At 58.2% G+C, this 13,754-nt stretch carries 12 protein-coding genes and 1 tRNA gene; 8 read left to right on the forward strand and 5 right to left on the reverse strand.

Features of this window, described 5'->3' with window-relative positions; translation table 11 throughout:
• On the reverse strand, positions 1-957 hold the full coding sequence (locus CAY35_RS04335; protein WP_258265621.1) for a metal ABC transporter substrate-binding protein: 957 nt from the start codon (positions 955-957) through the stop codon (positions 1-3).
• Positions 958-1,266: 309 nt separating this feature from the next.
• Positions 1,267-1,350: transfer RNA gene (locus CAY35_RS04340), tRNA-Leu, on the reverse strand.
• Positions 1,351-1,684: 334 nt separating this feature from the next.
• Here CAY35_RS04340 and CAY35_RS04345 point away from each other — a divergent pair.
• The 7 genes from CAY35_RS04345 to pknB are packed head-to-tail and all read left to right on the forward strand — an operon-like array spanning position 1,685 to position 10,935.
• Positions 1,685-2,455 carry an FhaA domain-containing protein gene (locus CAY35_RS04345; protein ID WP_181377483.1) on the forward strand — a complete coding sequence of 257 codons (771 nt, stop codon included), beginning with the start codon at positions 1,685-1,687 and terminating at the stop codon, positions 2,453-2,455.
• 4 nt (positions 2,456-2,459) lie between these two features.
• The gene (locus CAY35_RS04350) at positions 2,460-2,948 is read left to right on the forward strand and encodes an FHA domain-containing protein FhaB/FipA (protein ID WP_109303477.1); all 489 of its coding nucleotides are present in this window, start codon (positions 2,460-2,462) and stop codon (positions 2,946-2,948) included.
• Positions 2,948-4,411 carry a PP2C family protein-serine/threonine phosphatase gene (locus tag CAY35_RS04355; RefSeq protein ID WP_109303478.1) on the forward strand — a complete coding sequence of 488 codons (1,464 nt, stop codon included), beginning with the start codon at positions 2,948-2,950 and terminating at the stop codon, positions 4,409-4,411. The genes CAY35_RS04350 and CAY35_RS04355 overlap by 1 nt, the downstream gene beginning before the upstream one ends.
• Positions 4,408-5,886, forward strand: coding sequence for an FtsW/RodA/SpoVE family cell cycle protein (locus CAY35_RS04360; protein WP_109303479.1), 1,479 nt, complete (start codon positions 4,408-4,410; stop codon positions 5,884-5,886). The genes CAY35_RS04355 and CAY35_RS04360 overlap by 4 nt, the downstream gene beginning before the upstream one ends.
• Complete coding sequence (locus tag CAY35_RS04365) at positions 5,883-7,337, forward strand: penicillin-binding transpeptidase domain-containing protein (protein WP_109303480.1); 1,455 nt, start codon at positions 5,883-5,885, stop codon at positions 7,335-7,337. Before CAY35_RS04360 ends, CAY35_RS04365 begins: the two co-directional genes overlap by 4 nt.
• Entirely contained in the window at positions 7,337-9,016 is a 1,680-nt protein-coding gene (locus tag CAY35_RS04370; RefSeq protein ID WP_109303481.1) for a protein kinase domain-containing protein, read from the forward strand. Before CAY35_RS04365 ends, CAY35_RS04370 begins: the two co-directional genes overlap by 1 nt.
• Before the next feature lie 8 nt (positions 9,017-9,024).
• Positions 9,025-10,935 (forward strand): Stk1 family PASTA domain-containing Ser/Thr kinase, encoded by a 1,911-nt coding sequence (pknB, locus tag CAY35_RS04375; protein ID WP_109303482.1) that lies wholly within the window; start codon positions 9,025-9,027, stop codon positions 10,933-10,935.
• A gap of 130 nt (positions 10,936-11,065) precedes the next feature.
• On the opposite strand, the gene CAY35_RS04380 is transcribed toward pknB, so the two are convergent.
• Together CAY35_RS04380 and CAY35_RS04390 are read right to left on the reverse strand one after the other, a co-directional pair.
• Complete coding sequence (locus CAY35_RS04380; RefSeq protein WP_109303483.1) at positions 11,066-11,719, reverse strand: anthranilate synthase component II; 654 nt, start codon at positions 11,717-11,719, stop codon at positions 11,066-11,068.
• Positions 11,720-11,903: 184 nt separating this feature from the next.
• Complete coding sequence (locus CAY35_RS04390; RefSeq protein WP_101630470.1) at positions 11,904-12,638, reverse strand: class E sortase; 735 nt, start codon at positions 12,636-12,638, stop codon at positions 11,904-11,906.
• A 164-nt stretch (positions 12,639-12,802) separates the two neighbouring features.
• On the opposite strand from CAY35_RS04390, the gene CAY35_RS04395 reads away from it, so the two are divergent.
• Positions 12,803-13,120: a cell division protein CrgA gene (locus CAY35_RS04395; RefSeq protein WP_233430915.1), complete on the forward strand. Its 318-nt coding sequence runs from the start codon at positions 12,803-12,805 to the stop codon at positions 13,118-13,120.
• A 112-nt stretch (positions 13,121-13,232) separates the two neighbouring features.
• On the opposite strand, the gene CAY35_RS04400 is transcribed toward CAY35_RS04395, so the two are convergent.
• Entirely contained in the window at positions 13,233-13,550 is a 318-nt protein-coding gene (locus tag CAY35_RS04400) for a DMT family transporter (RefSeq protein WP_109303485.1), read from the reverse strand.
• Positions 13,551-13,754: the final 204 nt, after the last annotated feature.

The raw sequence follows: 13,754 nt of genomic DNA on the forward strand, positions 1-13,754 counted from the left end.
CTATTCTCCTGAGGTTTTCAATGCCTCAGCAACAGCACGGGCGTTGTGTTTGAGGGCGCCGATGTAGGTGTCCACCGGGGCCTCGGCCCCCAAGGAGTCTGCGAAGAGCTCTTCCTTGGACACCTCAACATGCCAGCCGCGAGCTCGTACAGCTTCCTTGAGGCTCGTGATTGCTTGAGGGTTGGCCTGATTGTCCTGGAAGATGACCGGAACCTTGTTGTCAGCAATGAACTGAGCGAGCTTTGAAAGTTCAGCGGCGCTGAGCTTCGCTTCGGTTGAGACGAAGTCGGTTGCGTGCACATCGAGGTCGAATGTCTTACCAAAGTAGTTGAACGCGTCATGACCCGTGACGAGGATGCGTGGCTTGATCTTCCCGTCAGCCAGAAGATCGCGTGACTCATCTACCGCCGCATCGATCTCTTTGACGTAGCCCTCAGCGTTGGCTTTGTATTTTTCTGCGTTATCCGGGTCCACTTCAGCGAACTTGTCGGCAACATTTTTTACGACGAGCGACCACGCTTCAGGGCTGTTCCACACGTGTGGGTCGTGGAGCGCGTTGCCCTTGTCATCTTTTTCAGGCCAATCCAGCAGGAGGTTCTTTGGGAGGTTCTCCCCCACGGCTACCTGCTTGTCGCCGAGGCTCGTGAGCAGGTCAGTCATCTGTGCTTCCAGATGTAGGCCGTTCCAGAACACCAGGTCTGATTTCTGGATGGTCTCGATGTCCTTGGTTGACGGCTGGTAGGTGTGCGGGTCGCCGCCGGGGCCGACCATGGTCGTGACCTCGGCATTGGGCGCGATGTTCTCAACAGCGTCGGCGAGGTACCCGGTGGTCGCGTAAACCTTAAGCGGCTTGCCCTCACCGCTCACGGCAGGGCCGGAGTCGGAACACGCGGTGAGACCAAATGCGGCAGTCGCGGCGACTGCAATCCCCGCGAGGAGTTTCTTGACGATCTTCAAGAGAAGCAACCTTCCATTTTCAGTGATTATGGGCGCGATGTGTGACCCATGTGGACTGACTGATGCGCCCTGCCCGAAGCCCACCATGTTGTGCGCGTCTAAATATAATGTTCGGTGAGGCGTAGTTGCAAACAGGGATAGCTCGTAGTCGATTCGAGGAAGGTGAATTTGGCGCGTGATCTACCGGAAGGGAGCGCAAGCGGGCCGCATATAAGCAGTGCAACTAAGCAACCTAAAAGAGCAGAAACGAAAAGAGCGGTGTTGTAACCAGACCTATTCGGTCTGCGTTACAACACCGCTCAGAAAACGTGCGCGAGGGGGGACTTGAACCCCCACGCCCTTGCGGGCACTGGCACCTGAAGCCAGCGCGTCTACCAATTCCGCCACTCGCGCGTAGTGTTTGTTTCCCTCACGTTTAACCCGAATGCATCAGATGCGTGAAGACAACAGAGAAAAGCCTAACTGAGGAAGCCCGAATTTCATAATTGAGCCCGCTACTCAACCGCTCGCAACGGCTGACGCAACCCCCGCATCGGACGCTGAAGCTGGGAAAACCGCAAGGATTTCAAGGTTTTTCAACTCTAAACAGGTGGTTTAGGTAAGATCGGAGAACGATGTGGCCAACAACTGCCGTGCCCTAAAACAGGAAGTACGGTAGAAGTAGGACGCACCGCAACGCCTCGTGCACCGCGAGCATGACAGCAAACAGATGGAGGGGAGGTTCGTTGTGGGAATTGTCAGAGGATTCGAAAAAGGACTAGAACGGCTCGTTTCACGCGCCTTCCGCGGGAACTCCAACGGGACCATCAAACCCGTAGAGATCGCCAACCTGATCCGCAACACGATGGATGACGAATCTTTCTCGATCTCCGAAGGCCGCACCGTCGCGCCGCACTCCTTCACGGTCCGGCTCGGCGCCGACGCTTTCGCTCAAGCGCGCGAATGGGGCACCGCACTCGCGCAAGAACTCGCTGACGTCGCACTCGAACACGCACAGCGCCAGGACTATTCACTCCGTGACGCCGTCACCGTGACGTTCCGCAAAGATGAATCCCTCCGACCAACCAAAATCGAAGTGGACGCATCCCTCGGCGGCACCAAAGCGCCAACCACGCCGCGGCCCCGCCCAGCTGCACGCCCACACCTGAGCTCCGCGGAACAGCAAGCAAGCACGCAGCACATCCGGCCCAACACCAACCGGACCCCCGTCATCGAGCTCGACGGCAACCGTTACGCGCTCAGCGCCGACACCGTCGTCATGGGCCGCGCAGGCGATGCCGGCCTGCACATCAACGACCAAGGCGCCTCCCGCCGCCACGCCGAAATCATCCGCCGTGGCGACCGCGTCTTCGTCCGCGACCTCGGTTCCACCAACGGAACCTACGTCAACGGAACCCGCATTCAAGGTGAAGAAGAGTTGCTCGACGGCACGATCATCGCGATCGGTCACGCCCGCCTGACCTTCTCTTGGCAGAACGCCCCCGAAGGAATGAGCTAACCTCATGGTCCCCTTGGTAGTGACGCTGTTGCGTCTAGCTTTCATTGTTTTCCTGTGGATCTTGGTCCTCATCATTGTGATGTCGATGCGCCGAGACCTCGGGGTAGGAAAGCGCACACGCATTCAGCACGCAGGCGCTGCTGCAGGGCCATCCGGCCCCGCCCCCGGAATGCCCGCCACACCATCATCGCCGCCACGCCAAATCGCGCATTCCCTCGTGGTTGTTGACGGCCCCGGCGTCGGAACCTCGGTGCGCCTAGCGGCGAGCCCAATCCTGCTGGGCCGCGCGCAAGAAGCGAGCCTCGTGCTCGCAGACGACTACGCGTCCTCCCGCCACGCACGCCTATTCCCACAAGGAACCCGCTGGTTCCTAGAAGACCTCGGCTCAACCAACGGAACCTACGTAGACGAGATGCAGCTGACCCGGGCCCAGCCGGTCGAAATCGGCCAGCGCATCCGCATCGGTAAAACCGTGATGGAGTTGCGCCCATAATGGCTCTCTATTTCGACTTCGCCGCCCACTCCGACGTGGGGTGTGTGCGCCGCAAGAATGACGACTCCGGATACGCGGGCCATCACTTCGCCGTGGTCGCTGACGGCATGGGCGGGCACGTCGGGGGCGACGTCGCCTCCGCATCGACGGTTCTGGACCTGGTTCACCTGGACCGCGCCGACGTTGAGGATCCGGACACGATCCTCGCCGACGAGATCCAATCGGCCAACATCATCCTCAACGAACTCGTTGCCCAAAACCCCAAGCTTTCCGGTATGGGCACCACGGTCAGCGCGATCCTACTGAACGATTCCAAGCTCCACCTCGCCCACATCGGCGACTCGCGGGCGTACCGTCTGCGCAACGACACGTGGGAACAGATCACCAAGGACCACACGTTCGTTGAGAAGCTGCTTTCTGAAGGCCGCATCACCGAAGACGAAGCGAAAGTTCACCCGCACCGCAACGTGATCATGCGTGTTCTGGGAGACTCTGACGCGTCCCCTGAACTCGATATGGCGGTCATCCCAGCAACTGCCGGGGAACGCTGGATGCTGTGCTCCGACGGCGTGAACGCTGTGGTTTCCGAGGAGGAAACTGAAGAGATCGTCCGGACTGCCTCGACCCCGCGGGAAGCCGCGGACCGCCTCGTAGAGCGGACCCTGGAGCTTGGCTCACCGGATAACGTCACCGTCGTAGTTGTAGACATTGTTGACGATGCGGAATCCCCTCCGTCTGAAGAGTTCAGTAGCACTGATGAGCCTTCGCCTGACACGGGCCAGATCGAGGTTGCCCGCGGCGGTGACCTCGCCGCGAACCAGGCACTGTTGCGTTACGAGATGGCGAACCGCCCGCACGAGCTTGTTGGTGCCGCGCAGCTCGCTACCGAGTCTGGACAGATCCCGATCGTGACGCAGCGTTCGGGCGAGCGACGCGCGGCAGCGTTGCTTCAGCATCGTTCTTCCGAGCGTGAGCGGCAGCTGGCTTTGGCTGCTCTCGAGGAGGAGCCTTCTAAACGTCGCTTCGGATGGGTTCTGCCAACAACGCTCGTGGTTTTGATCTTGATCCTCGTGACAGGCGGCTATTTAGGCTACGCGTGGACGCAAACCCAGTACTACGTGGGCGTCCACAACGGCAAGGTCGCGATGTTTAAGGGTATCTCTCAGGACTTGGGTCCTATCAAGATGTCGAGCGTGGATACTGAATCGAAGGTTCCGCTCGAAGCCTTGCCTGAATACACACAGACGCAGTTGAAGAGCGGCATCGCTACGCAGTCCCGCAAGGACGCCCAGCAGATTCTGCACGATGTTCGCATCACGGCCCAGCAGTCGTGCCCGGTGGTTGCCCCGTCGCCTGCCGAAAGCGGTGGAGCTGACGGTTCTGAGGGGTCGTCTGGTGACAACGCGACCGCGGAGCACGCGGTACCTGAGTGGTGTGATGAGTTGCGTGGTGATATTCAATGAGCGTCGCCGCGAATCACGTGAAGAAGCAGCCAACCCGCCGTAACACCGAGCTCTTCCTGCTTATTTTGGCGTTGGGCGTCACCGCATTGGCGGAGTTTTTGGTTTCGTCGACCGCGGGCGCCTCACGGAACGATCAAGCTTGGCTTCCACACGTTGCCGTCTTGGGCGTATTCGGCTTGGGCGTCAACATTTCTTTGCGCATCTGGGCTAAATATGCTGATCCATACATATTGCCACTGCTGGTGACTTTGAACGGCATTGGCCTGGCAATGATCCACCGCTTGGATCTTGCTGGACCGCCGGAATTGGCTACCGCCGCGCAATCGCAACTCTTATATTCCGGTGTCGGCATGGCTTCTGCTGTGCTTGTTTTGTGGGTCATCCGCGATCACCGCGTGCTTCGCAAGTTCACCTACCTGTGGCTCGCGATCTCGGTTGTGCTCTTGTTGCTTCCGATGATCCCCGGCCTCGGCTATGCCGACTATGGTGCACGAATCTGGATCCGCATCGGATCTTTCTCGATCCAGCCGGGCGAGTTCGCGAAGGTTACCCTCGCGATCTTCTTCGCAAGCTATCTAGCTTCGAAACGCGACCTGATCCTGCTGGCGGGCCGGAAGATCGGTCCGCTCCAGTTGCCGCGTTTCCGTGACATGGCGCCGATGCTGATTGCATGGTGCATCGCGATGGGCATCATGGTCCTACAGACCGACCTCGGTAGCGCACTCATGTTCTTCGGCCTGTTCATGATCATGATTTACGTTGCTACCGGCCGTATCTCGTGGATCCTCATCGGCGGTGGCCTCGTGGCACTCGGCGGTATTTTCGCCTACATATTCATGGGCCACGTGCGTGCGCGCTTCGATATCTGGCTCGACGCGTTCAACCCTGACCTGTACTACCGCAATCCAGGCGGCAGCTACCAGGTGGTTCAAGGCCTGTTCGGCATGGCACACGGTGGGCTTGGAGGAACCGGCCTAGGCGCTGGCTCCCCTGAACGCATCCCGGTCGCCAAGTCAGACATGATTTACGCCGCGCTCGGCGAAGAGCTGGGCCTCGTGGGCCTGTTCGCGATCGTGATGCTGTTCTTCTTGTTCGTCTCCCGCGGGATCCGCGCAGGCTTGGGTGCCCGCGACGGCTTCGGGAAGCTCCTCGGAACCGGTCTGGCTTTCGCTACCGCATTCCAGTTCTTCATCGTGACTGGTGGCGTTTTGCGCCTCATCCCGCTCACAGGCCTGACCACGCCGTTCATGTCCGCGGGCGGTTCGTCGTTGCTTGCCAACTGGGTCCTGGCTGCGTTGCTGTTGCTCATCAGCCACAACGCTCGTCGCCCATCGACGGGTGGGCTGTTGAGCAGTGATGATGATTCGTTGCTCGCAAGCAAGCTTTCCGCTCCAAAAAAGCCCTCGGCGCTCGATGCCCGCGAGGACTCGCGTGAAGATGCCAGCTCAACCGCAGGAGGTGTTACGTCAGCATGAATCCAGCAATTCGCCGCACATGGCTCGCTGTCGTAGCCCTATTCTTGGCGATCCTGATGGGCACGACCTACGTTCAGTTCATCGGCGCTGAGAAGCTCAATAACAACGCGCTCAATACGCGCCCGCTCATGGCTAACTATGACCGGCCGCGCGGCGCGATCCTTGTTGGCGGAAAGCCGATTGCTCAGAGCATTAAGACTGAGAATGGCCCTTACAAGTACAAGCGAACCTACACGGATTCGAAGCTGTACTCCGGCCTGACGGGTTTCTATTCGCTCGCCAACGGCGCTACCCAGCTCGAAGCGACACAAGAGTCCACGTTGTCTGGCACGTCTGATGATCAGTTCTTTGATCGTTTGACGAACCTTTTCACCGGCAAGGAAGACCGCGGCGCCGACATCGAACTGACGATCGACCCAGCCATCCAGAAGGCCGCCTTTGATGCGATTCCGGACGGCAAGAAGGGTTCGGTTGTTGTTACGGATCCGCGTGACGGCCGCATCCTTGCGATGGCCAGTAAGCCGACGTATGACGCGAATGACCTTTCCGTACAGAACTCTGACCAAGTTTCGAAGAATCGCGCCAAGCTCGAGTCTGTCCCGGGACTGTCGGTCAACTGGAACCCTGCGGTGTATGACCGCGTTTCTCCTGGTTCGTCCTTCAAGCTGCTGACTTTGATCGCTGGCTTGGAGACGGGTGATTTCAAGGTCGACGGCTCTTACGACAATCCGACGTCGTGGTCTCCCCCTGGAACAAAGAAGGAGCTGAAGAACTTCAGCCTCGGTATTTGTTCTTCGCAGCCGAATAAGGCATCTCTTTCGTTCATCGTGGCCCAGTCGTGTAACACCCCGTTCGCTCAGGGTGTTCAGAAGATTGGTGCGGAGAAGATGAAGGAAGTCACCGATAGGTTTGGATTTGGCGAGAAGCCGGATTGGCTCGGCCTGGCCCCGACCTCGGCGTCGACGTGGCCGGAGAACCCTGACCCTGCTCAGCTCGCATACTCCTCGATCGGTCAGTTCGATGTTCAGACGACCGCGTTGCAGATGAACATGGTTGCGATGGGTATCGCGAATGACGGGGTGATTATGCGTCCGCAGTTGATCAAGCAGGTCACGAGCCCTGACCTTCGTGTTTTGAAGCGTTTCAAGGCGGAGGAATACGGCCGCGGCATGAGCTCTGAGGTCGCTCAGGATATGACCAAGCTGATGCGCGAGCCTGTGAAGTCGGGTACCGCAACGCGGGCGCGTGTCCCGGGCGTTGATCTCGCCGCGAAGACGGGTACCGCTGATATCGGTGAATCTGGGAAGGTCAACGGCTGGATCACTGGTTTCTTCCCGGCTGATGATCCTCAGTATGCGGTCACGGTTGTTGTCAAAGACGTCACGTATGAAGAAAGCGCTGGCTTGTCTAGCACGATCATGAGCAAGATTGAGAGGGCGGTGATGAAGTGATGAGACCATCAACTGGCATGGTTCTTGGAAGCCGCTATAAGCTCACTGACCGCATTGCGATCGGCGGTATGGGTGAGGTTTGGAAAGCTCTAGACGATGTCTTGGGTCGGGTTGTTGCCATCAAGATCCTCAAAGAGGAGTACATGGGCGACCCGGGTTTCCGGGAGCGTTTCCGGGCTGAGGCGCGGCATACGGCTCTGCTCAATAATGACGGGATCGCTAACGTTTTCGATTACGGCGAGGCCGATGGTTCCGCGTATTTGGTGATGGAGCTGGTTCCTGGGGAGCCGCTTTCGACCATCATCGAGCGTGAGCGCCGTTTGAACTCTGATTTCACGCTTTCGGTGATCGCTCAAACTGCGCGTGCGTTGGGGGCTGCGCATGCGCGTGGTTTGGTGCACCGCGATGTGAAGCCGGGTAACTTGTTGATCATGCCTTCGGGCAAGGTCAAGATCACGGATTTCGGTATTGCTCGCCTGGCTGATCAGGTTCCGTTGACTGCGACGGGCCAGGTCATGGGTACCGCGCAGTATCTGGCGCCGGAGCAGGCTACGGGTCAGCAAGCTACGGGTCAGTCTGATCTGTATTCGTTGGGTGTTATCGGCTATGAGTGCCTTGCTGGCCGGCGTCCGTTCACGGGTGAGTCGCAGATCGCGATCGCGTTGGCGCAGGTGAACGATAAGCCTCCTGCGTTGCCGGATACGGTCGATGTTCCGGTTCAGGCGTTGATCATGTCGATGCTGGCTAAGGATCCGCTCGATCGTCCGGCTAATGCCTCGAAGTTGGCTATCGCTGCTGATGCTTTGCGTGCGGGCCGTGTGGCTGATGCGGTTGCTGCTGTGCCTGGTATGAAGCTGTTTTTGGATCAGGCTGCAGCTGGCTCTAATGACGCGCCGACGGCGGCGACCACGATTGTGGGTGCACAGGATTCGAATCCGACGACGTCGCAGTTGCCTGCTGTGGGGCCGGCAACTGGTGTTGCTGCAACGGCGGGGTCCGCTTTTCCGGCTTATGCCGCGGGTGCGGCTGGCGGTGGTTCTGGCCCGATAGATCCGGATGATGATCAGGATGAAGACGGCGAAGGCAAGAAATCGTGGCTGTGGTGGGTCATTGGCTCGCTTGTTGCCGCTCTGATTGTTGCGGGCGCGATTGTGATTCCTAAGTTGACTGGTGGTTCGGAGGATCCGAGCTCGTCTCCGAGTGAGTCTGTTTCGGAGTCTGAATCCGAATCTGAGTCGGAATCTGAATCTGAATCTGAGAAGGACACCGTCACGGTCGCGAAGGCGGACTATCTGGGCGAGCCGTACGAGAAAGTCATGGCGGAACTTGAGGGTCTTGGCTTCGATGTTGACGCTGAGCCTCGTAAGGTTACCTCGGAGTCTGACGCGGCCCGTGTTGTAGATATCAACCCGACGGGCGAGCTTGAGAAGGGCTCCCGCATCGTGATCTATTACGGTTCGTACACGTCGCCGCAGCCGGCTCCTACGCCTACGCAGCAGCCTACGCCGTCGCAGACTGAGAGCCCGAGCGAAACTGAGCAGCCGAGCGAGACTGAACAGCCAACGGAGACCACGGCGCCGCCTTCAGAGTCGGACACTCCGAGTGAAGAACCAACAAGAAGTGGCCCGCAACAGACGGGCAGGCCGTTGCCATCCACTGACCCTCCGAAGAATAACTGAGGTGACTCGTGACTGAGGACGAACAGCAGAACCGCTCCCGACATCGGGAGGAAGAGCAGGTTGCGCAGCCACGCCAGCACACACTCAATGACCGTTACGAGCTTGACCGCTTGATCGGCCGCGGAGGTATGGCCGATGTGTGGCTGGCCCGTGACGTGCTGTTGGGTCGTGACGTGGCCGTGAAGATTTTGCGCTCTGATTTGGCGCGGGATGCTATTTTCCAGGCGCGTTTCCGCCGTGAAGCTAAGGCTGTCGCGGGACTGAATGATCCGACGATCGTGTCTGTTTTCGATACCGGCGACACGGATGTGCGTATCCCTGGCGAGCATTCGAGCCTCAAGGTTCCGTTCATTGTGATGGAGTACGTGGCTGGGCATACGCTCAAGGAACGTCTCAAGCATGGGCCGTTGTCCCAGAAGGACGCGGTTAACGCGACGTTGGGTGTTTTGGCGGCGTTGTCGTCGTCGCATAAGCAGGGCATTGTTCACCGTGACATTAAGCCTGCGAATGTGATGGTCACGAATTCGGGCTCTATCAAGGTCATGGATTTTGGTATTGCGCGGGCGCTCGCTGATTCTGCCGCGACGATGACTCAGGCTCATTCGGTTGTGGGTACGGCGCAGTATCTTTCACCCGAGCAGGCTCGTGGCGACGATGTCGATCAGCGTTCGGACCTGTATTCGGCCGGTTGTTTGTTGTTTGAGTTGTTGACTGGCCGCCCTCCGTTCCAGGGGGATTCGCCTGTTTCTGTTGCTTATCAGCATGTGAGTGAGCATCCTCCGCGTGTGCAGCAGTTCAACCCGGACATCCCTCCAGCTATGGATGAGGTTTTGCGGGTTGCTTTGGCGAAGAATCGTGAGGACCGGTATCAGACGGCCGATGAGTTCGCCGCGGCGTTGCGTGCGGTGTTGCGTGGGGAGACTCCGCCGTCGCCGGACACGCTTGCGACGGCGACGTTGCCTGCCGCTGTTGCGCCTGCCGCGATCATGGGTGCTTCCCAGATTCCTCAAGCTGCACCCGCTCATGCTGCCCAGACGCAGGCGATTGCGTTGCAGAGCGACGATGACGACGATGACTTTGATGAGCGTGAGAACCGTAACCGCAAGGGGTTGTGGATCGCGTCGTCGGTTTTCGCTGTCCTGTTGATTGTTGGCGCAGTCGTCGGCTTCTTGTGGCTCAAGGCTGAGCGTGAACGGAACGCTCCGGTCAATATTCCGGCGTTAGAGAACCTATCGCTTCAGGAGGCTCAGTCGAAGCTCACGGAGCTTGAGCTGAATTATGAGGTCAAGGAAAAGCATTCGGACTCTGTCGATGAGGGTCATGTGATTTCTACTGATCCGGCGGCTGGTACGAGCGTTAAGAAGCAGACCGTAGTGACGTTGGTGGTGTCTGAGGGCACCAATAAGGTCAAAGTCCCCGAAGACATTATCGGGAAAAATGAGCGTGAGGCTCGCCGTATTTTGGAAGAAGCGAAGCTCACTGTTGCCGATGAGGTGAAGACGAAGGATTCCCCGGATAAGCCGCAAGGAACTGTGCTTGAGGTCAGCCCGAAGCCTGGTAGCGAGTTGCGCTTTGGCGACGAGGTTCAGTTGACGATTTCTTCGGGTGAGGTCAGCGTTCCTGACGTGACGGGCCTTGATGAGTCTGAGGCGGTCAAGATGTTGACCTCGAATGAGTACAAGCTCGAAGTCCAGGTGAACAAGGAAGAGAACGATTCCGTTGATGAGGGAACAGTTCTTTCTCAACGTCCACGCAAGGGCGACAAGGCCGCGCCGGGCAGCATCGTCGTGATTACGGTCGCGGAAGCGCCTGAAGAGCCGGAGCCGAGCGAAAGCGAATCGGAGGATTCAAGTGAGAGCCCGTCCGCGGATGACTCTGAGTCTCCGTCTGCGACGTCCACGATCGGCGCAGATGACTAGACGGATGACTAGCACCGGGTATCGTAGCCAGCGCCGGTAGTTATAAGAAGTGCGGCGTCCCAAACCTTGAAGGTTGGGACGCCGCACTTCTTTGTATTCGTGTGCTGGGCTGGAGAGCCCGCTCACACGTTTATGCGTGTTGCGGGCTGCTGATCAGGGGGCTGAGCCGTGATGCGTGTTCCGCCGCCCCGGTCAGGCCGAGTGCTTCAAGCCAGTTTCCGAGCATCCGGTAGCCGTCTTGTGTGAGCACGGATTCGGGATGGAACTGAACGCACCATGCGAGCGCCGTCTTGTGCACGAGCCCCATGATGACTCCGTCTTGGGTGCGCGCGGTAACCTCAAGCTCGGCGGGCACGGTTTCGTTTTGCACCGCGAGTGAGTGGTAGCGCGTCGCCGTGAACGGGTTCGCTACCCCTTCGAACATCGGGTGCCCGGTGTGTTCCACGAGCGACGTGCGGCCGTGCATGAGCTGGTCAGCATGGCCCACCACGCCGCCAAGCGCTTCGGCTTGAGATTGCAGACCGAGGCACACCCCGTAGAGCGGGATGTTCTTCTCGACGCAGGCACGGATCAGATCCATGCTGACGCCGGCGCCGGCTGGGTTGCCTGGCCCGGGTGAGATGAGCACCCCATCGTGATCTTCAGCGAGACGCGTGGTTTCCTCGAGCGAGTATTCGTCGTTGCGGATGACCCGCACTTGCGCGCCGAGCTGACGAAGATACCCCACGAGGGTGTAGACGAACGAATCGTAGTTATCGATGACTAGGACGTTAGTGCTCGTCATTTGGCGCCACTTAGTGGGGTGAGAATGGTCCCGTCAACTGTGGAGTCTTGCCATGGGCTGTAAGGGTTCAGCAGTGGGAAGACGTAGTTCATGAGGACGAGGACCACGAACACGACGAGGAGGATCGCCTGGATAACGCGGATCCATAGTGGCCCTGGAAGGAGCCTAAAGATGAAGCCGTACATCAGCCGTTGCCTCCCGTCGTTTTGGTGACGATCTCTTCGATTTCTGCTGGGATCGGTTCGCCGCGTTTAGCGAAGTCGGTTTGCTCGAAGGTTGAGATGATGCGCTGCGCCATGCTGAAGGGTGGGTGGCAGGTTGTGAGCGTCATCAGTTTGTCTTCAGGTTCTGCACCTGGCTGGCCGGGTACTGGGAGCAGTACATCTGATTGGTTGGGGCTCACGTATTGGAGCTGGCGCAGCTTATAGGAGTAGATGCCGTCTTTGGTTTGGATGTAGGCGGTGTCGCCGTCGGTGAGCTTATCCATGTCCCAGAACACCTGGCCGTGCGTTTGGCGGTGGCCGGCGAAAGCTACGTTGCCCTTTTCGCCGATCTTTTGGGTCTGTGGATAGTGGCCCACTCCGATGGTGTTGAGGACGTCCATGCTGATGCCTTCGGCGATAGGTTTTGCATAGTTCGCGCCGAATTTAGGGATGTAGAGAATACCCCAGGTTTCGCCTTCGATCGGTTGGGTTGGTTCGCCGTTATCTTCTTCAGGTTTGTCCCAGTCTTGGGTGACCTGGGTGATCGCGTTTTGCTGAACAGATTCGGCTTCGATGTTGGTCCACCACAGTTGCCAACCGATGAACAGGAGGATGAAGATGCCCGCTGTGAGCAGGAGCTCCGCGATGACTCCGATGATGACGGAGCCGACGCTGCGGCGCTTACGTGGCCGCCGGGCGGTTGTCTCTGCTGTCACGAGCCCTCCTGATTTATTAGCTCCGGGGTGGACTCGTTAGCATTTATTGCGACATCTACAGTTAGAATGTGATGTTGAGCCCAAGCCCGGGAACAATAACCAATATTACAACCTGTTCGTACTGTCATATTGAACGGGCGTATTGAACAGGTCCAGGAGGACACGTGTCTGAATCTTCCAAGCGCGCATCTTCTAATCCAAAGAAGATTGGCAACCCTGCTGCACGCAACGCTGCTTTGAAGCAGCAGGAAGCTAGCCGTCGTGAACGCCGCGAGGCTAACGAGTTCCAGCCGGTCTCTCCTGTGTATAAGGCGATCATGTTCGGCCTCATGATCGTGGGCTTGCTGTGGATCGTGACGTTCTATGTTGCCCACATGGTTGGTGTAGGTTTGCCGATCCCGAATATCGGTAACTGGAACATTCTGATTGGCTTCGGCATCGCGATGGCTGGTTTCATCATGATGTTCGGGTGGCGAGAATAGGGTTCTGCACCGCTTTAGATTTGTAAGGGGGCGGAGTTCGCTAGTTGAAGTGCGAACTCCGCCCCCTTCGCTTTAAGCTCTGTCGCTGTATGCACTCTTTTGCGTTGTCACGTCAGCTGGAGACGAGTTTGAGCCCGATGACGCACGCGATCATGCCGATGAGAAGCAGCACTTTGATGATGCTGAAGCTTTCGTCGCCACTGATCATGCCGTAGGCGACGGCCGCCGATGCGCCGATGGATACCCAGATCGCGTAAGCGGATCCGGTGGGCAGGGTTTTCATGGCCCACGCTAGTCCGCCCATCGAGATTGCTGCGGTGATGAAGAAGATGACGGAGGGCCACAGTTTGGTGAAGCCCTCCGATTTTCCGAGGGCTGTTGCCCATACCGCTTCAAAGAGTCCGGACACGATCAGCACGACCCATGCCATGGTGTTTGCCTATCTTTCGACGTTGTTCTTTGTTGTTCTGAAGGACGATCCTTTTGTGAACACAGTATCGAGAACACAGTATCGACCTCCGATGTCCGCAGTTTTGGACGAGATCTCCCTGTGGACGTGTGAACTCAAGTTATCCACAGGTGGGGATAAGATGTGTGGATTCAGAAGTCATTTCATAGAAATTCCACAGCAATA

The sequence above is a fragment of the Pseudoglutamicibacter cumminsii genome (assembly GCF_003143995.1).
Classification (GTDB): Bacteria; Actinomycetota; Actinomycetes; order Actinomycetales; family Micrococcaceae; genus Pseudoglutamicibacter; species Pseudoglutamicibacter cumminsii_B.

Coding starts and splice junctions, on each gene's coding strand:
- CAY35_RS04350 (WP_109303477.1), top strand. CDS start 2,460: ATGGTCCCCTTGGTAGTGACGCTGTTGCGTCTAGCTTTCATTGTTTTC.
- CAY35_RS04355 (WP_109303478.1), top strand. CDS start 2,948: ATGGCTCTCTATTTCGACTTCGCCGCCCACTCCGACGTGGGGTGTGTG.
- CAY35_RS04360 (WP_109303479.1), top strand. CDS start 4,408: ATGAGCGTCGCCGCGAATCACGTGAAGAAGCAGCCAACCCGCCGTAAC.
- CAY35_RS04365 (WP_109303480.1), top strand. CDS start 5,883: ATGAATCCAGCAATTCGCCGCACATGGCTCGCTGTCGTAGCCCTATTC.
- CAY35_RS04370 (WP_109303481.1), top strand. CDS start 7,337: ATGAGACCATCAACTGGCATGGTTCTTGGAAGCCGCTATAAGCTCACT.
- CAY35_RS04380 (WP_109303483.1), bottom strand. CDS start 11,719: ATGACGAGCACTAACGTCCTAGTCATCGATAACTACGATTCGTTCGTC.
- CAY35_RS04400 (WP_109303485.1), bottom strand. CDS start 13,550: ATGGCATGGGTCGTGCTGATCGTGTCCGGACTCTTTGAAGCGGTATGG.